Annotated in this window: 16 protein-coding genes; 9 read left to right on the plus strand and 7 right to left on the minus strand. The window is 63.9% G+C overall.

Going from position 1 to position 16,760, the window contains the following annotated elements; translation table 11 throughout:
* Window positions 1-114: 114 nt before the first annotated feature.
* The 5 genes from N1058_RS23745 to N1058_RS23765 form a co-directional block, all read right to left on the minus strand.
* On the minus strand, window positions 115-447 hold the full coding sequence (locus tag N1058_RS23745; RefSeq protein WP_265520059.1) for a DUF4062 domain-containing protein: 333 nt from the start codon (window positions 445-447) through the stop codon (window positions 115-117).
* Between the two features lie 181 nt (window positions 448-628).
* A complete protein-coding gene (locus tag N1058_RS23750; RefSeq protein ID WP_265520060.1) occupies window positions 629-1,756 on the minus strand; it encodes an ABC transporter permease in 1,128 nt (375 codons plus the stop codon).
* Complete coding sequence (locus tag N1058_RS23755) at window positions 1,753-2,670, minus strand: ABC transporter ATP-binding protein (RefSeq protein ID WP_265520061.1); 918 nt, start codon at window positions 2,668-2,670, stop codon at window positions 1,753-1,755. Before N1058_RS23755 ends, N1058_RS23750 begins: the two co-directional genes overlap by 4 nt.
* A gap of 2 nt (window positions 2,671-2,672) precedes the next feature.
* Window positions 2,673-3,626, minus strand: coding sequence for an HlyD family secretion protein (locus N1058_RS23760; protein ID WP_265520062.1), 954 nt, complete (start codon window positions 3,624-3,626; stop codon window positions 2,673-2,675).
* A complete protein-coding gene (locus N1058_RS23765) occupies window positions 3,623-4,324 on the minus strand; it encodes a CerR family C-terminal domain-containing protein (RefSeq protein ID WP_265520074.1) in 702 nt (233 codons plus the stop codon). The genes N1058_RS23760 and N1058_RS23765 overlap by 4 nt, the downstream gene beginning before the upstream one ends.
* A gap of 102 nt (window positions 4,325-4,426) precedes the next feature.
* Here N1058_RS23765 and N1058_RS23770 point away from each other — a divergent pair, with 102 nt between their 5' ends.
* The 4 genes from N1058_RS23770 (at window position 4,427) to N1058_RS23785 (ending at window position 7,988) form a co-directional block, all read left to right on the plus strand.
* Window positions 4,427-4,900 (plus strand): CYTH domain-containing protein, encoded by a 474-nt coding sequence (locus N1058_RS23770; protein ID WP_265520063.1) that lies wholly within the window; start codon window positions 4,427-4,429, stop codon window positions 4,898-4,900.
* Window positions 4,897-5,805: a CHAD domain-containing protein gene (locus N1058_RS23775; protein ID WP_265520064.1), complete on the plus strand. Its 909-nt coding sequence runs from the start codon at window positions 4,897-4,899 to the stop codon at window positions 5,803-5,805. Before N1058_RS23770 ends, N1058_RS23775 begins: the two co-directional genes overlap by 4 nt.
* A gap of 100 nt (window positions 5,806-5,905) precedes the next feature.
* Complete coding sequence (locus N1058_RS23780; protein WP_265520065.1) at window positions 5,906-6,766, plus strand: C40 family peptidase; 861 nt, start codon at window positions 5,906-5,908, stop codon at window positions 6,764-6,766.
* Window position 6,767: 1 nt separating this feature from the next.
* Window positions 6,768-7,988: a cation:proton antiporter domain-containing protein gene (locus N1058_RS23785; RefSeq protein ID WP_265520066.1), complete on the plus strand. Its 1,221-nt coding sequence runs from the start codon at window positions 6,768-6,770 to the stop codon at window positions 7,986-7,988.
* Window positions 7,989-8,097: 109 nt separating this feature from the next.
* Here N1058_RS23785 and N1058_RS23790 read toward each other — a convergent pair whose 3' ends face one another.
* The gene (locus N1058_RS23790) at window positions 8,098-10,611 is read right to left on the minus strand and encodes a response regulator (RefSeq protein ID WP_265520067.1); all 2,514 of its coding nucleotides are present in this window, start codon (window positions 10,609-10,611) and stop codon (window positions 8,098-8,100) included.
* 225 nt (window positions 10,612-10,836) lie between these two features.
* Here N1058_RS23790 and N1058_RS23795 point away from each other — a divergent pair, with 225 nt between their 5' ends.
* From N1058_RS23795 to N1058_RS23810, 4 genes are all read left to right on the plus strand, one after another.
* Window positions 10,837-12,201, plus strand: a complete 1,365-nt coding sequence (locus N1058_RS23795) for a cytochrome ubiquinol oxidase subunit I (RefSeq protein ID WP_265520068.1) — start codon at window positions 10,837-10,839, stop codon at window positions 12,199-12,201.
* 4 nt (window positions 12,202-12,205) lie between these two features.
* Window positions 12,206-13,210 carry a cytochrome d ubiquinol oxidase subunit II gene (locus N1058_RS23800; protein ID WP_265520069.1) on the plus strand — a complete coding sequence of 335 codons (1,005 nt, stop codon included), beginning with the start codon at window positions 12,206-12,208 and terminating at the stop codon, window positions 13,208-13,210.
* Window positions 13,211-13,276: 66 nt separating this feature from the next.
* Window positions 13,277-15,085, plus strand: a complete 1,809-nt coding sequence (gene lepA / locus N1058_RS23805) for a translation elongation factor 4 (protein WP_265520070.1) — start codon at window positions 13,277-13,279, stop codon at window positions 15,083-15,085.
* A gap of 170 nt (window positions 15,086-15,255) precedes the next feature.
* On the plus strand, window positions 15,256-15,918 hold the full coding sequence (locus N1058_RS23810) for a hypothetical protein (protein WP_265520071.1): 663 nt from the start codon (window positions 15,256-15,258) through the stop codon (window positions 15,916-15,918).
* Between the two features lie 10 nt (window positions 15,919-15,928).
* Here the strand turns inward: N1058_RS23810 and N1058_RS23815 are convergent, their stop codons facing one another.
* Window positions 15,929-16,213 carry a hypothetical protein gene (locus N1058_RS23815; protein WP_265520072.1) on the minus strand — a complete coding sequence of 95 codons (285 nt, stop codon included), beginning with the start codon at window positions 16,211-16,213 and terminating at the stop codon, window positions 15,929-15,931.
* Window positions 16,214-16,398: 185 nt separating this feature from the next.
* On the opposite strand from N1058_RS23815, the gene N1058_RS23820 reads away from it, so the two are divergent.
* A complete protein-coding gene (locus N1058_RS23820) occupies window positions 16,399-16,662 on the plus strand; it encodes an AAA family ATPase (RefSeq protein ID WP_265520073.1) in 264 nt (87 codons plus the stop codon).
* Window positions 16,663-16,760: the final 98 nt, after the last annotated feature.

The raw sequence follows: 16,760 nt of genomic DNA on the forward strand, positions 1-16,760 counted from the left end.
TCAATCGGGCATACCGCTCGTCAATGTCCCAGAACCCGGCTTGTCCCCGCATCCGCTACCTCCGCGCAAATCACCGCGACAGTGAATCAAAATCCGGTGCCGAAGGCGAGGTTTTTAGAGACCTCCAGGTATCTTACCTCTATCGCCATGGAGCATCACAAGGACCGGCACGCCTTTTGAAACTGCGTACCGAAATTCTTTGTGGGTGTAGCTAAGACCTTCTTCCGCGACAGTCCCGTAGCGCCCACCTATGATAAGGAGATAATAATCACACTGGTCAATCAGCGACTTGATGAACTGGAACTGATCTTCATCCGCAGCTGGAAAAGACTCCATTTGCACCGGAAAATCGCCGGTGCTTATGACCACGTCCTGCACGGCGCGACGCTCTTCTCGAAGGTCTTCGAATGTTGAACTTATGAAAACCTGATACCGCTTGTTCTGCACGCCGCTTCCTATGCTCGCTATACAACCGTTGCCCTATGTTCTCCTTTCGCGGAGTGTCTGACAAGTTGATTCGGCCGATCTTTTGCTAGGTGAGGGTCAACTTGAGCCGCAACGTCGTGAGCCTGTACTGCTACAATGGGTCCGCCCAGCGCAAAACGCTACCTGAGACACCACCCCCCCCTCAATCCAACGTCCGCCGGAACCTCAAAAGCGCGATCCCCGCATAGATAAAGATAAACAACCCCAGCACCCCCGTCTCGAAGGCCACCGCCGGCAGTTCGGCGCCCTTCAGCATCACCGCGCGGATCACCCGCAGGAAGTGGGTGAGGGGGAAGATTTCGCCCAGCCATTGGGCCCATAGCGGCATGCCGCGATAGGGGAACATGAAGCCCGACAGAAGCAGCGACGGCAGGAAGAAGAAGAAGGTGAGCTGCATCGCCTGCATCTGCGTCCTGGCCACGGTCGAGATCGTGTAGCCGAGCAGCACCAGCGCCAGCACGAAGATGAGGACGGCGGAAAGCAGCAGCGTGAAGCTGCCGATGAAGGGGACGCCGAAAAGCAGCTTCGCCGCCGAAAGCACCACCGCCACCTGCACCGCGCCCACCACCAGATAGGGCAGCACCTTGCCCAGCATGATTTCGAGCGGGCTTGCCGGCATGGCGAGAAGGTTTTCCATGGTGCCGCGCTCGCGCTCGCGGGTCAGCGCGATGGCCGTCATCATCACCATCGTCATCTGCAGGATGACGCCGAGAAGCCCCGGCACGATATTGTACTGCGAGATGCCTTCCGGGTTGTAGCGCCGGTGCACCACCACTTCGAGCCCGCCTTCCGGGTCCGCCGCCGCCATGCCGCGCTCGCGGGTCAGTGCCTGTTGCGCCACCGTGCCCAGCGTCGAGATCGCGCCGCTGGCCACCGAGGGGTCGGTGGCGTCCGCCTCGATCAGGATCTGCGCCTTCCCGCCACGGTCCACCTGCCGCGCGAAATCGGAGGGAATGGTGACCACGAACACCACCTCGCCGCGCGCCATCAGCCTCTCCGCCTCCGCCGCGCTATCCACCACATGGTCGAAGCGGTAATAGCCCGTCGTCTCCAGCGCCGAGACCATCGCCCGGCTGTAATGGTCCTGGCTTACCGAGACCAGCGCCGAGGGCAGGGCCTTGGGGTCGTTGTTGATCGCATAGCCGAAAAGCACGAGCTGCATCAGCGGCACGCCCAGCATCATGCCGAAGGTGATGCGGTCGCGCCGCATCTGGATGAATTCCTTGATCAGCATGGCGCCGAGCCGGGCGAAGGAGAATACGGCGTTCATTGCATATTGTCCGTGGCATCCGCCATGAACTGGATGAAGACGTCCTCGAGGCTGGTTTCACCCGCCGCAACGCGCACGCCCTCCCGCTCCTCGAGCTGCCTGAGCGAAGCCGACAGCGCGGCAGCATTCGAGCCCACGACATGCAGCGTCGCACCGAAGGGCGCCACCTGCTCGACGCCGGGCAGCTTCGCGATCTCCCGCGCCAGCGTCTCCAGCCTCGGCCCGCTGACGATGAAGGTGGTCAGGCCCGCGTCCCTCACCACCTCGTCGACGGTCCCCGTGGCCAGCATCTTGCCGTAGGAGATGTAGGAGATGCGGTGGCAGCGCTCGGCCTCGTCCATATAGTGGGTCGACACCAGCACGGTCAGCCCGTCCGCCGCCAGCCGGTGTATCTCGTCCCAGAAATCGCGCCTTGCCTTGGAGTCGACGCCCGCCGTCGGCTCGTCGAGCAGCAGCAGCTTCGGCTCGTGCATGATGCAGGCGGCCAGCGCCAGCCGCTGCTTCCATCCGCCCGACAGCGTGCCGGCAAGCTGGTTGCGGCGCGAGGTCAGGCCGAGATCGTCCAGCGTGCGCCGCACATATTCGCCGGCCGGCTTCAACTCATAAAGCCGCGCCACGAAGGAAAGGTTTTCGGCAATCGTCAGATCCTCGTAGAAGGAAAAGCGCTGCGTCATGTAGCCGACCTCGCGCTTGATCCGCAGAGCGTCTGTCGCAAGGTCGTATCCCAGCACCTCGCCGCCGCCGCCATCGGCGGTCAAAAGCCCGCACATCAGCCGGATCGTCGTCGTCTTGCCCGATCCGTTGGGCCCCAGGAACCCGACGATCTCGCCCTGTTCCACGCGCATGGATACATGGTCGACAACGGTCTTGTCGCCGAACCGCTTGACCAGATCGTGGACGTCGATCGCAGGCATGGCTATTCACCGTCCGTGAGGCTCACATCGACGATCTGCCCCGGCTGCAGCCGCCCGGCCGCCTCGCTGGCCGGCTTCGCCTCGACCAGGAAAACGAGCTTCTGCCGCGTCTCGATGGAGTAGATCACCGGCGGTGTGAATTCGGGGTCCGGCGAGATGTAGGATATGGTGGCGGAAAGGTCCGGCGGGCAGCCGTCGCAGCGCACCGCCAGCCGGTCCCCGACCGTGATCGAGGAGAACGCCTCCTCCGGCACGTAGAGCTTCAGCTTCACCGCCCCGTCCGGCAGCATGGAGATCACCGGCGCGGACGGCCCGGCCAGATCGCCGGCATTGCGCACGATGTCGTCCACGCGGCCGGCCGACGGCGCCTTCAGCGTGCGCTCCGACAGCTGCCACTCAGCTTGGTCGAGCGCCGCCTTTGCCTGGTCGCGCTGCTTTTCGGCAGCTTCAATCGCCTGCTTGCGGGCCGGCAGCCGGGCAACCGCCAGATTGGCCTCTGCCTCGCCCATCCGCGCGGCGGCAAGTTCTGCTTCCGTGCGCGCCTTGTCGCGCTCGGCCTGGGTGGCGATGCCGCGCTTGAACAGGTCCTCCGTCCGTGTCTCCACGCGCTCCGCCTCGCTCTTTTGTGCCTTGGCCGAGGCCAGCGCAGCCTCCAGCACCGCGATTTCCTCCTCGCGTTTGCCGTGGCGCAGGTCGGCGAGATGGGCTTGCGCCTCCGCCAGCGCCGCCTCGGCCTGGGCGACGGCGATCTCGGCGTCCCGGCGCTCCATCTCCGCGACGGGCTGGCCGGCTTCCACGCGCTCGCCACGGCGAACGTTCACGGTCCGCACCTGGCCCGTCTGGAGCGGTGCCAGCAGCACATATTCGCCCTCGACATAGCCCACCGCCAAAGGTTCCGCCGGCCCGCAAGCGGTCAGGAATGAGGCGATCAGGGGCAGGGTGCAAAGAAAACTCATGACTTGCCTCCGCGCGCCTTGAGCATGGCGTCCAGATTGGCGCCCACCACGTCGATAACGCTTGTCGCTTCCCTCCCGCCGATTTCCGTCCAGCCCATGCGGCGGGTGACCGCCTCGCGCGCGATCCGGAAATAGACGATCTGGCCGATCAGCGTGAAAACCGTGAGGCGCGTGCTCTCGCTTTCGGCGGGCTCGCCGGTGGCTGCTTCCCATAATTGGCAGAACCGCTTGTGCACGGGCTCGAAAACGCCGGTATAGATCGTGTCCAGCGCCGCCGTCGGATGCGCGAACTCGCGAATCAGGAACTGCACGATATCGCCCGGCTCGGGCCGCACCAGAAGAAAGCCGATCATCCCCTCCAGCGCTTGCCGCAGCAGCGCCTCGGCCTCTCCCCGTGTTTTCGCCGCCGCCGTCTCCAGACCTGCCGGGCCAAGGGCGCTTTCGGCCGCCTCGCCTATCAGGCTGACGATATAGTCCGCGCAGGCCGCCCGCAGCCCCTCCTTGCCGCCGAAATGATAGGCGATGGAGCCGATATTCGCACCCGCGGCGCTGGCGATCTGTCGTGTCGACGTCGCCTCGAAGCCGTTCCTGCCGAACAGCTGGAGCGCGGCGCGGATCAGCGCTTCCCGCGTGCGCTCCGCCCCGCTTTGCCGGTAGGTGTCGGCAGTGTCGGAAGAGCCGTTGGAGCCTTGTGTCATCATCATGGTGGCGATTTAATCAATCGATTGATTAAAGTCAAGCGATTGATCGCGCGCCGATCAAATGGCAATGAATGATCCGACCGGCTTGCGGAGGAACCCATGCCAACCGAGAGCGAGCGCAAGTTTCTCGTCGTCGACGACGGCTGGAGGGCGGAAACCATGGAGGCTTCGCCGATCCGCCAGCTATATCTGTTCGTCGGTCCCGACCGCTCGGTGCGGCTTCGCTTCCGCGCGGATCGCACGCCGATGCTCGCCTTCAAATTCGGCGCCCACGCCCGCAACCGCCAGGAATACGAGTATCCGGTGCCGATGGAGGAAGCCGAGGAGATGGCGCGTTTCGCCGTCGGCAATGTCATCGAAAAGACCCGAAACCTCGTCCGCCACCGCGGTTATGTCTACGAGGTGGACGAGTTTTCGGGTGCGCTGGCCGGCCTGGTTGTGGCCGAGCTCGAAACGGAAGACGAGGTCGCCGACGCGGACCTTCCCGCCTGGCTCGGCATGGAAATCACCGGCAATCCCGCCTATTACAACGCCTCGCTTGCCCTCAACGGTCTTCCGGAGCCCACCCTATGAGTTATCGCATCGACCCGGCGCTGCCCGTCGACAGGGAAGTTCACCGCATTGCCGACGAGGAGACCGCGGCCATCGTAGCCGTGCTGGAGGCCATGCCCGAGGGCCGCCAGACTGCCGTCCACGCCGCCCGCAAACGCCTCAAGCGCCTGCGCGGGCTGCTCAAGCTGATCGGCAACGGCAACAAGGAATTTCACGACCGGTTCAACGTGCTCTTTCGCGATTTGCAGCGCGCGCTGTCCCATGCCCGCGATGCCGATGCGCTGGTTGAAACCGTCGACCGCTTCCGGAGCGACGGGAAAGCCGGCCCGGACGATCTGCAGGCCATCCGCGAGCACCTGACCAGCCGCCGCGACCGCATCGTGCACGAGACCAGCGCCTTCGACGAAGCCCGCGCCGCGACGCTCTCCGATCTGCGCGCCGCCCGCGAGGCATTTGCCGAACTCGAGCTCCCCGACCATCCCGAGGAAGGCGCCGCCCTGCTCGCCCATGGAGCGCGCGCCATGGTGCAGAAGGCGAAGAAGTCGCTCAAGCATGCGCGCAAACGGGGCGAGGCCGACGATTTTCACGAACTGCGTAAGGCGCTGAAATATCACTGGATGCATCTCGGCCTTCTGGGCGACATGTGGCCGGGTGCATCGTCCGCCCGCCGCAACCGCGCCAACGCCCTGGGCGATCTCCTCGGCGAGCTCAACGACATTGCCAACATGTACGATTTGCTCGACGCCGAGGAACACGTCATCAGAGCGCCGGAAAGCGTGGCAAGGTTCCGCAAGAAGCTGGAGAAGCGTGAAAAGGCGCTGCGCAAGGCGATCCTGACTCGCGCCGACGCTCTCCTCGAAGGCGAGGGCAAGAAGCTCAGGAAGAAGATCGGACGCGCCATGGCAAAAGCCGGGAAAGCCCGGTGAACGGGCCGGGGAAAGGGCTGGTGAAAGGGCCGGGGAAAGGGCTTGTACGCGCGGCCCCGCCTTGCCAATGTTGCTGCATGTTCATGATACGGCCCCGTCCATGACGCAACAGACCGACAGCCTGCTGGACCGTTTCGGCCGTTTCCTGGCCCGCCGCCTGCAAGCCGAATCCTCCGGCTATCAACCCTATACGCCGTCCGACCCCGAGACCCTGCACCGCGCCCTGCAGCCGGGCGACGTCCTCCTGGTGGAGGGAAACCAGCGCATTTCCGCCGCCATCAAATATCTGACGCAGTCGACCTGGAGTCATTCCGCGCTCTATGTGGGGGAAGTGCTGGAAGAGCCTGCTGACGGTTCGGAGCGTCCGCGCCTCATCGAGGTTAATCTGGGCGACGGGTGCATCGCCGTCCCCCTGTCCAAATACCGCACCTACAACACCCGCATCTGCCGCCCGAGCGGGCTCACGCCGGACGACCGGAAGGCCATCATCGATTTCATGGTGGAAAGCCTCGGCCTGCGCTACGACATGCGCAACATCTTCGATCTTCTTCGCTTTTTCATGCCCGCGCCGCCCGTGCCCGTGCGCTGGCGGCGGCGTATGCTCTCCCTCGGTTCGGGCGATCCCACCCGCGCCATCTGCTCCTCGCTCATAGCCAAGGCGTTCCAGTTCGTGCACTATCCCATCCTGCCGGACATAAAGCACGTTCCCGGCCAGGCCGCCGCCGAATCGACCTATTCCCGCGAAGAGATATTGCATATCCGCCATCATTCGCTCTTCGCCCCCCGCGATTTCGACCTCTCACCCTATTTCGAGATCGTCAAGCCGACCCTCGTCTATGGCTTCGACTACAAGAAGCTGAACTGGGCCGATCTGTCGGAGAACAAGCCCCCGGAAGAAAGGCCCCAGGAAGACGAGACGCTGGAAAGCGAGCCGAACGCCGAAGGTGGGGCAACCGGCTGAGATGGAAAATCACGGGGTGCTCGCGCTGACCTTCGCCTGTTTCGCGGCCTACGCGCTCCTCGGCAGGAAGCTCCAGACCTCGGTGCTATCCGGTCCGCTCCTCTTCACGGGGCTCGGTCTTGCGTTCGCGCTTGCCGGCCGTGCACCGTTTTCATTTGCCGGCAACGCCGTCATAGAGTTCCTGGCCACAGTCACGCTGGTCGTCATCCTGTTCCGCGACGCGGCGAATATACGCATATCCAGCGTCATGGCCGAACGTGCCATTGCCGGCCTGACGCTGCGTCTGCTGGTCGTCGGAATTCCGCTGACGATCACGGCCGGGGCCGCCGCCGCGATGATCGTCTTCCCGGCCATCGGCTTCTATGGCGCCATAGTTCTCGCGATCGTGCTCACACCCACCGATGCCGCGCTCGCCCAACCCGTTTTCGGGAACCGGGCGCTGCCGGAGGTGCCGCGCGAGGCGCTGGACGCCGAATCGGGCCTCAACGATGGCCTGTGCCTGCCGCTCCTGCTCGTGGTCCTGGGGTTGGCCACCGGCGCGGACGGCCCGTCCGGACTTACTGGCCACGTTCTTTTCTTCGCAGGGGAGCTGGTCTTCGGGCCGCTTGCCGGAGGGCTGGTCGGCCTCGGCGGCGCCTGGGCGACGCTGCGCTATGCGGCTCGCGGTGAGTCCGACCCAGTGGGGCGCACGCCCATCATGGTCGCGCTTGCCGGTCTTGCCTATTTCACCGCCGAGCTTGTCGGCGGAAACGGCTTCCTGGCTGCCTTCACCGCCGGTCTCGCCTTCGGCTGGCGTCTGCCGCCCGATCTGGTGGAACGCACCTCGCGCTTCGCGATAACGGAAGGCTCGCTGCTGGCCAACGTCACTTTTCTGTTCTTCGGGGTGGCCATCCTGCCGCGCGCTTTCGATTCTCCGGTTGGTCCGGCGCTTCTCTACGCCGCTCTCAGCCTGACCGTCATCCGCATGGCACCCGTATGGATTGCCGCGCTTGGAACCGATGTCGGCCTGCGCGCCAGGCTCCTCATGGGCTGGTTCGGTCCGCGAGGCCTGGCCTCGGTGCTCTATCTGATCCTGGTTGTCGATCGGTCGGGCTTCGCCGAGGCAGAAATGGTCACCGACATCGCCGTTTTCACGATCGTCCTGTCCATCTTCCTCCACGGCATCTCGGCGCCCTTCGCGGTGCCCATCTTCCTTGGTGGGAGAGGGGGCGAAGTCCGTTAACGCTATAATTATGATTTACCGCCGCGCCCCTTCGCCCCCCCCTCTGCCCGGCAGGGCAGAGGCGTGAGACGCAATTGTAGAACCAGCGCGCAGACGCCTTAGCGTCGCATCAAACCTGTCCGCCCACGGCTCCAAGCGTCCGGCGCTCGTCCGCCAGCCATTCGCTTATCTTCGCTTCCAGCCGCGCCGGCGAAACCGGCTTGGTCATGTAGTCGTCCATACCAGCGTCCAGGCAGCGCTCCCGGTCCCCTTCGAGCGCATGCGCCGTCAGTCCGACGATAGGCGTGCGCGGCAGTCCTTCGGCGTCCTCCGCCCAGCGGATCGCGCGCGTTGCCTCGTGTCCGTTCATCTCCGGCATGGAGACATCCATCAGGATGAGCGCCGGACGGTGTTTCCGCCAGGCTTCCACCGCCTCGCGCCCGTTCTCGGCCAGGGTGAATTTTCGCCCCATGCCGCCCAGGATTTGTTCGAAGACAAGTTGATTCACCTCATTGTCCTCGGCCACCAATATTTCAGCGCCGCCCGTTTCAGGCACCGGCGCAACCACCGCTTCCCGTTGCCGTTTCACTTTGGGTCCAAGCGTATATGAGATGACGGGAGCCAGCTTCGCCGGCTCCGTGCCAGCCTCGTCCTTCGACCGCCAGCCGCGCTCCTGCATCCCGGCGAGCACTTCCTCGATGGTCCCGCGTAGCAGTGCCGAGCGCGTGGGTTTCGTCAGGATGGCCTCCGCGCCAGACGACTTCAGCTCCTGAAGCGCGATTGTGTCGTCGACGGAGGTGAGCAGCACGACGCCGATGCGATCGAGAAGCCCCCCGGCGCGCATTTCGCGCAGCACCTGCGCACCGTTCATCCGTGGCATCTGATAGTCGAGTACCATCAGGTCGACGCCCGCGCCAAGGCGTTCGGCCTCCTCGATAAAGGCGAGCGCGACCGCGCCGCTTTCCACCGCGCAGCAGTCCAGCTTCCAATTGCGCATCTGCTCGGCGAGTATGTTCCTGTTGATCCCGTTGTCGTCGACGATCAGGATCCGGGCGCCTTCCATATCGGTCGGCACGCGCGCCGGCTTGGGGTCGCCGCCCTGGTGGGCGGCGAGCGGAAGCCGGAAATGGAAGCTCGACCCTTCGCCGATCTTGCTCGTAGCACCGACGCTGCCGCCCATCAGATCGACCAGGCGCGAGGCGATGGCAAGGCCAAGTCCGGTCCCCTCGTGCCGCCGTGTCGAGGAGGAATCCACCTGGCTGAACTTCTCGAAAACGCTCGCCAGCTTTTCCTCCGGGATGCCGATGCCGGTGTCTATCACCTGAAAGAGGATCTGGTCGCCATCGCGCGATACGTCGATCAGCACATGGCCTTTATCGGTGAATTTGACGGCATTGCCCGCCAGGTTCGTCAGGATCTGGCGAATACGTCCCATGTCGCCAACCACCCAGCCGGGAAGCGAGGGGTCCACATGGACGATCAGTTCCAGGTCCTTCTCCGAAGCGCGGGACGAGACGAGCGTCGCCACGTCTTCCACCGTCTCGGCCAGGTTGAAGGGCGCGGCCTCCAGATGTGCATGGCCGGCGTCGATCTTCGAGAAGTCCAGGATGTCGTTGATGATGGTCAAAAGTGCGTTGCCGGACTTCAGGATGACGTCGTTGTAGGTTCGCTGGCGCGCATCGAGCTCCGTGCTTGCCATCAGTTCCGACATGCCCAGGACGCCGTTCATCGGCGTGCGGATTTCATGGCTCATATTGGCCAGGAATTCCGATTTCGCCCGGTCCGCGGACTTTGCATCCTCCAGCGCTTTCCTGAGCCGGGCGAGCGCATCGCGGATCGAGCGCTCCATCGGCAGGAAGATGAGGAGCAGGATCCCCGCGGCGAATGCGACAAGCACCACCGCGATCACGTTTATCGTCAGCTTCACCCGGTTGGCCAGTTCCCGGTTGAACTGCCGGAGCGTTGCCGACAGCTGATCGAGCGCTGGCTCGACCAGGAGATGGGTAACGCCGGTAAGGTATCTGCCGACCTTGGCGCGCTCTCCCGGTGCCGCCTCGGACGCCTCTCCGACTTGATCGCGAAACTCCTCGAGCATGGCAACAGGCGTCCTGGGTCCGTAAGGAGTGCCGACGATCAGGCGCTCCTGCATCTCGGGATCGAGCTGCGCCCATATCGCTTCGATCTTTCCGCTGATCAGTTCGAGCTGCCGGGCATGCACCTCCAGCGCTTTCTCGGCCCAGTCCGGGTTCTCGACAGTGGGATCGGACATCTGGAGCGCGATGCGCGTCGTCGCGCCGGTCGTCTCGGCGGCTTCCGCCACCAGTGCGGCGAAAGACGTGGCGTTGGAAAAGCGTGCATTGGTGACGTGCGAACCCAGGATGAAGAAGATGCCGGGTATGATAAGCGCCCCCATCACCGCGATATAGCGCAGCCGCAGCCCTCGCACCGCCGCCGCGATCGTGTCGCGGGCTTCGCGTTCAGTGCCCGCGCTGCGCGTGCCGGCATGCATGCGCCAGACCTGCATCACAGCCAGGCACGCAAGGATCAATATGCCCGAGAAAAGCGCCACGAGGCCCGGTGACGCACCGCCGTCCTGCGTCACCAGCGCCGGCCATCCGGCCATGACGTCTTCATAATTACCCATGCTCATCCCCCAACAGGCCGGGATACCCCGCTTTCCCCTGCGTAAACCGGCTGCCGGAATTTGTGCTCTTGAGGTGAAGTTTCGGTTAAGGCCGCATTGTGCGGTTCTCGCGCCGCCGTAGCGCTTGCGCGCAAGGCGGCGGTATGACGCAGCGACCGCGCGCCGCTTTGACGTGGGTCGTCGCGCATCCTACCTTGCCTGCGACAACCATTAAGGGAGGTCCCGGTGGATCCGCTTTTGCTCTCCCGCATACAGTTCGCCGCGAATATTTCGTTTCATATTCTTTTCCCCGCGATCACCATTTCGCTTGGCTGGGTGCTTCTCTATTTCAAGCTGCGCTACAACCGCACCAACGATCACGCCTGGATGCAGGCCTATTTCACCTGGGTGAAGATTTTCGCCCTGTCCTTCGCGCTGGGCGTGGTATCTGGCGTCACCATGAGTTTCCAGTTCGGCACCAACTGGCCGGGCTTCATGGAGAAAGTGGGCAATATCGCCGGCCCGCTTCTTGCCTATGAGGTGTTGACGGCCTTCTTCCTCGAGGCGGTTTTCCTCGGCATCATGCTGTTCGGCTTCCGGCGGGTCTCGAACCGGGTGCATACGCTGGCTACGTTCCTCGTGGCCTTCGGCACCACCATGTCCGCCTTCTGGATCCTGGCGCTCAATTCCTGGATGCAGACGCCGGCCGGTTTCGAGATGCGCGACGGCGTCGCTTTTCCGACCGACTGGCTGGCCATCGTCTTCAACCCTTCCTTTCCTTACCGCCTGATCCACATGCTCCTGGCCTCGGGCCTCACCGTCGCATTCCTCATCGCCGGCTTCTCGGCGCTGCGCTATCTGCTGGGCGACCGGTCCGAATCCATGTGGAAGGTGCTGCGCACGGGCGTTGCCATGGGTGCGATCCTGATTCCCATCCAGATATTCGTCGGCGACCAGCATGGTCTCAACACACTCGAGCATCAGCCGGCCAAGATCGCCGCCATGGAAGCGAACTGGGAAACCCGGTCCAATGTCCCGCTGGTGCTGTTTGCCTGGCCCGACGAGGAAGCGCGCGAGAACCGCTTCGAGATCGCGGTGCCGAGCGGCGCCTCCCTCATCCTCAAGCATAGCCCTTCCGGCGTGGTGCCGGGGCTCGATCAGTTCGAGGGCAAGCATCCGCCGGTCGCCCCCGTCTTCTTCGCCTTCCGCATCATGGTGGGTGTCGGCATTCTGATGCTGGTGATCTCCTGGGCGGCGGCGTGGTTCCTGTTCCGCCGGTCCACCCTGCCAAGGCCGCTCGCGGCGCTCATGGTGCCCATGGCGCTTTCGGGGTGGGTCGCCACGCTTGCCGGCTGGTACACGACCGAGATCGGCCGCCAGCCCTGGCTGGTAACCGGTGTGCTGGCAACGGAACAGGCTGTGGGTCCGGTGGCCGGCAGCAACGTCGCCTTCACGCTCGCCGGTTACCTCGTCCTCTATGTGGTTCTTCTGATCGTCTATCTGGGCGTGCTGATCCACATGGCGCGAAAAGCGGCGAAGGAAGGCGACAACCAGCCCGCCCCGGCCGTCAAGGACCATCCGGCCGACCAGCCCATGCTGGCAGGAGAGTGAAGACATGACCTTCGACTGGCCCACAATGCTCCCCCTGATCTTCGCCGGCCTGATGGGCGTCGCGATCCTGCTCTACGTCATCCTCGACGGCTTCGACCTCGGCATCGGCATCCTCTTCGCCGCCGCCGAAAAGGAGGAGAAGGACGTGATGATCGCCGCTATCGGTCCCTTCTGGGACGCTAACGAGACCTGGCTGGTGCTCGCCGTCGGCCTGCTTCTGGTGGCCTTCCCGATCGCCCACGGCACCATTCTCACCGCCCTCTACATTCCCGTCTTCCTGCTGCTTTTCGGCCTCATCCTGCGCGGCGTCGCCTTCGACTTCCGCGCCAAGGTGCCCGTTCACCGCAAGCGCCGCTGGGACCGGATCTTCTTCCTCGGCTCGGTGATCGCCGCCCTGTCCCAGGGCTATATGCTGGGCATCTACGTGCTGGGGCTGAAGCAGGATCTGCCGGCAATTTTATTCGCGGCTCTGGTGGCGGTGTGCCTGGCTGCCGCCTATGCCGCCATGGGCGCGGCCTGGCTTATCTACAAGACAGAAGACGCGTTGCAGAAAAAAGCCGTCTCCTGGCTGCGTCGGGCGCTGGCCTTCACCGCCGCCGGCATGGCCGCCGTCTCCGCCGCCACGCCGCTCGCGAGTGTTCGCATCTTCGAAAAATGGTTTACCTGGCCGGAGATGGTGTGGCTGGCTCCGCTGCCAATCCTCTCGGGCGCCCTGTTCCTCTGGCTCTGGCGCATGAGCTACCGCCTGCCGGACCCAGCCGACGACCATTCGCTCAAGCCCTTCATCGCCCTGGCGCTGGTCTTCGCAGCGGGCTTCGCCGGCCTGGCCTATTCCTTCTACCCCTATGTGGTGCCGGATCGCATCACCATCTGGCAGGCGGCGGCGGCCACCGAAAGCCTCGGCGTTATCCTGGTGGGCACGGCCATCGTGCTGCCGGTCATCCTCGGCTACACGATCTATGCCTACCGGGTGTTCGGCGGCAAGGCCACGCACCTGTCCTACGACTGAACCGGCCGGGAAGGTGGCCCGATTCCGCCTTCCCAAGCGCTGGCCAAATGCTCTATACGCGCGGGCATGACCAAGACGCCCCTTTCCCGAATCCGCAATTTCTCCATCGTCGCCCATATCGACCATGGCAAGTCGACGCTCGCCGACCGGCTGATCCAGATGACCGGATCGCTGGAGCATCGCGAGATGAAGGAGCAGATCCTCGATGCGATGGACATCGAGCGCGAGCGCGGCATCACCATCAAGGCCAACACCGTCCGCCTCGAATATGACGCCAGGGACGGCCAGCATTACGTGCTGAACCTCATCGACACGCCCGGCCATGTCGATTTCGCCTATGAGGTCTCCCGCTCGCTCGCCGCCTGCGAGGGCTCGCTGCTCGTCGTCGACGCCTCTCAAGGGGTGGAAGCCCAGACGCTGGCCAATGTCTACCAGGCGCTCGACAACGACCACGAGATCGTCCCCGTCCTCAACAAGGTCGACCTGCCCGCCGCCGAGCCCGAGCGCGTCAAGCAGCAGATCGAGGATGTCATCGGCCTCGACGCCTCAAACGCCCTCATGATTTCCGCCAAGACCGGCCTCGGCGTCGAAGACGTTTTGGAGGCCATCGTCCACCGCCTGCCGCCGCCCCGGGAAGGCGAGGCGGGCGACCCGCTCAAGGCCCTGCTGGTCGACAGCTGGTACGACGCCTATCTCGGCGTCATCGTTCTGGTGCGCGTCATCGACGGCGTCCTGAAAAAAGGCCAGACCGTGCGCATGCTCGGCACCGGCGCCAAGTACCAGGTCGACCGCGTCGGCGTCATCACGCCCAAGATGGTCATGGTGGAAAGCCTCGGCCCCGGCGAGATCGGCTTCATCACCGCCTCGATCAAGGAGGTCGCCGACACCCGCGTGGGCGACACCATCACCGAGGAAAAGCGCCAGACCACGCGCCCGCTGCCCGGCTTCAAGCCGGCCCAGCCGGTCGTCTTCTGCGGCCTGTTCCCCGTCGATGCCGACGATTTTGATGATCTGCGCGCCGCCGTCGGCAAGCTGCGCCTCAACGATGCGAGCTTTTCCTACGAGATGGAAAGCTCCGCCGCGCTCGGCTTCGGCTTCCGCTGCGGCTTCCTCGGCCTCCTGCATCTGGAGATCATCCAGGAGCGGCTTTCGCGCGAGTTCGACCTCGACCTCATCGCCACCGCCCCCAGCGTCGTCTACCGCATGAACCTGATCAACGGCGAGCAGATCGAGCTGCACAACCCCGCCGACATGCCGGACGTCATGAAGATCGCCTCCATCGAGGAGCCGTGGATCCGCGCCACCATCCTCACCCCCGACGAGCATCTGGGCGCCATCCTCAAGCTCTGCCAGGACCGCCGCGGCATCCAGGCCGACCTTTCCTATGCCGGCTCGCGCGCCATGCTCGTCTACGACCTGCCGCTCAACGAGGTGGTGTTCGATTTCTACGACCGGCTCAAATCCATCAGCCGCGGCTATGCCAGCTTCGACTATCAGCTCACCGATTACCGCGAGGGCGACCTCGTCAAGATGTCGATCCTCGTCAATGCCGAGCCCGTCGACGCGCTGTCCATGCTGGTTCACCGCTCCCAGGCCGACAAGCGCGGCCGCGTCATGTGCGAAAAGCTGAAGGACCTCATCCCCCAGCACCTGTTCAAGATCCCCATCCAGGCCGCCATCGGCGGCAAGGTCATCGCCCGCGAAACCATCTCCGCCCTCAGAAAGGACGTGACCGCCAAATGCTACGGCGGCGACGTGACCCGCAAGCGCAAGCTTCTGGAAAAGCAGAAGGAAGGCAAAAAGCGCATGCGTCAGTTCGGCAAGGTGGAGATCCCGCAGGAGGCCTTCATCCAGGCGCTGAAGATGAGCGATTGAGCGGTGCGCCGCCTTCGCTACAGAGCAATCCGAGAAAAGTGAAAACCGGTTTTCCGATTGCTTGGAAACAAGCAGTTGGATCGGTTCGGCGTTTGTGTGAAACGGTGAACTGATCCAGCCGGAACCTCGCGCCCTCCCGATTGTTGAGCGGGAAAGCGCGGAGGTTCCCAATGGCAAAGCCTGCTCAAAAGGACATCGTGAAGGCGCTGATGGCGCGCCACGGCCGCACCTATTGCAAAGAGCTCGGCATCCCGCTGGAGAAGAACACGCCGTCGCCGCTGTTTCAGTGGCTGGTCGCCTCCCTTCTCTTTTCCGCGCGCATTGGCGCCGGCCAGGCCGTGAAGGGCGCCAAAGCGCTGTTCGATGCCGGCTGGCGCACGCCGGAAAAGATGCACGCGGCGACATGGCGCGAGCGCGTGACGGTTCTCAACGAGCACGGCTACGCCCGCTATGACGAGAGCACCTCGCGCATGCTGGAGGACGCTTCCGGCCTGCTGATCGAGCGCTATGGCGGCGACCTGCGCCGGCTGCGCAAGGAAGCGCGGGCCGACGTGAAAAAGGCGCAGAAGCTGCTGACCGCCTTCAAGGGCATCGGCCCCACGGGCGCCGCCATCTTCCTGCGCGAGGCGCAGGGCGCGTGGGACGAATTCCACCCCTTCGCCGACAACAAAGCACTCAAGGCCGGCGAACAGCTCAGCCTCGGCGCCGACGCCCAGGCGCTCTCCCGCCACGTCTCCAGAACCGAATTCCCCACCCTCCTCACCGCCCTCGTCCGCGCCGATCTCGCCGGCGATCTGGGTGATCTGGCGAAGGGCGAGATTGTGAGTGATTGAGGGGCGGCGGCTACGCTGCCTTCAAACGTTCCAGTTCCTGCTCGAACTCGAACGTCAGTTGCGCCGCCTCTTCCTCGGGAAGCCACATGCTCATCTGCGGCACCAGCCGGCGGTAAAGCCGTAGGCGCTCCGAATCCCACGGCATCCGCTCGGATGCGCGTGCCTCGGCGAGAATCCGCGCGAGCCGCAGCCTTATGCGGTCTGGGTCGGCGCGATAGACGATAGGCGCGGCATCCTCCGGGAACAGCTCCGGCTGTTCGTCTGCCTGGAAGAGATCGAGCTGATTGCGGGTCACGGCGATTCCGATTGCGGTTCGTTCACGCCATCTTGCACCACCGCACCCGCTTGCGCGACAGTATCCGTTCGCTTTTCCACGGTTCAGTCGGCGCGAGAACGTCGTACTGCCAAGGTCTTGGCTGATACGCCAGCTTGGCATGCGTCACAGTTGCAGGGCACGTGGGAGGCGTAGATAATAGCCAAATGGCACTGATAAAAACGATTCGCTTCAAAGATTATAAGAAGTTTGAGAACTTCACTGTTGCATGCAAGTCGACCAACATATTAGTTGGACCAAACAATGCTGGAAAATCAACTATTCTTGATGCATTGCGTATATTAGATGCCGTGGATCGATACGCAGCCAAAAATCGTCCGAGTCTCTATGATCACCCTCGACTGGGTCCGTGTGGTGCCTACAATGTTCCGCTAAGTTACCTGGAGGTCTCGAACTACCGTCGTTTTTGATGCCGAAACCGCCAAAGCGGACCCGAGCCACCGAGTTCGGTTGTTTGGCGTGGGTTTCGCGCCCTTATCGGGCTCATGATTGGTCGATTTCGGCGTAT

It is taken from the genome of Nitratireductor luteus (assembly GCF_026162365.1).
Taxonomy (GTDB): Bacteria; Pseudomonadota; Alphaproteobacteria; order Rhizobiales; family Rhizobiaceae; genus Chelativorans; species Chelativorans luteus.

Excerpts from the sequence above, each read along its gene's own strand:
- N1058_RS23785 (WP_265520066.1), top strand. The coding sequence starts at position 6,768 with ATGGAAAATCACGGGGTGCTCGCGCTGACCTTCGCCTGTTTCGCGGCC.
- N1058_RS23790 (WP_265520067.1), bottom strand. The coding sequence starts at position 10,611 with ATGGGTAATTATGAAGACGTCATGGCCGGATGGCCGGCGCTGGTGACG.
- N1058_RS23775 (WP_265520064.1), top strand. The coding sequence starts at position 4,897 with ATGAGTTATCGCATCGACCCGGCGCTGCCCGTCGACAGGGAAGTTCAC.
- N1058_RS23810 (WP_265520071.1), top strand. The coding sequence starts at position 15,256 with ATGGCAAAGCCTGCTCAAAAGGACATCGTGAAGGCGCTGATGGCGCGC.
- N1058_RS23770 (WP_265520063.1), top strand. The coding sequence starts at position 4,427 with ATGCCAACCGAGAGCGAGCGCAAGTTTCTCGTCGTCGACGACGGCTGG.
- N1058_RS23750 (WP_265520060.1), bottom strand. The coding sequence starts at position 1,756 with ATGAACGCCGTATTCTCCTTCGCCCGGCTCGGCGCCATGCTGATCAAG.
- N1058_RS23755 (WP_265520061.1), bottom strand. The coding sequence starts at position 2,670 with ATGCCTGCGATCGACGTCCACGATCTGGTCAAGCGGTTCGGCGACAAG.
- N1058_RS23780 (WP_265520065.1), top strand. The coding sequence starts at position 5,906 with ATGACGCAACAGACCGACAGCCTGCTGGACCGTTTCGGCCGTTTCCTG.
- N1058_RS23760 (WP_265520062.1), bottom strand. The coding sequence starts at position 3,626 with ATGAGTTTTCTTTGCACCCTGCCCCTGATCGCCTCATTCCTGACCGCT.
- N1058_RS23800 (WP_265520069.1), top strand. The coding sequence starts at position 12,206 with ATGACCTTCGACTGGCCCACAATGCTCCCCCTGATCTTCGCCGGCCTG.
- N1058_RS23765 (WP_265520074.1), bottom strand. The coding sequence starts at position 4,324 with ATGACACAAGGCTCCAACGGCTCTTCCGACACTGCCGACACCTACCGG.
- lepA (WP_265520070.1), top strand. The coding sequence starts at position 13,277 with ATGACCAAGACGCCCCTTTCCCGAATCCGCAATTTCTCCATCGTCGCC.
- N1058_RS23820 (WP_265520073.1), top strand. The coding sequence starts at position 16,399 with ATGGCACTGATAAAAACGATTCGCTTCAAAGATTATAAGAAGTTTGAG.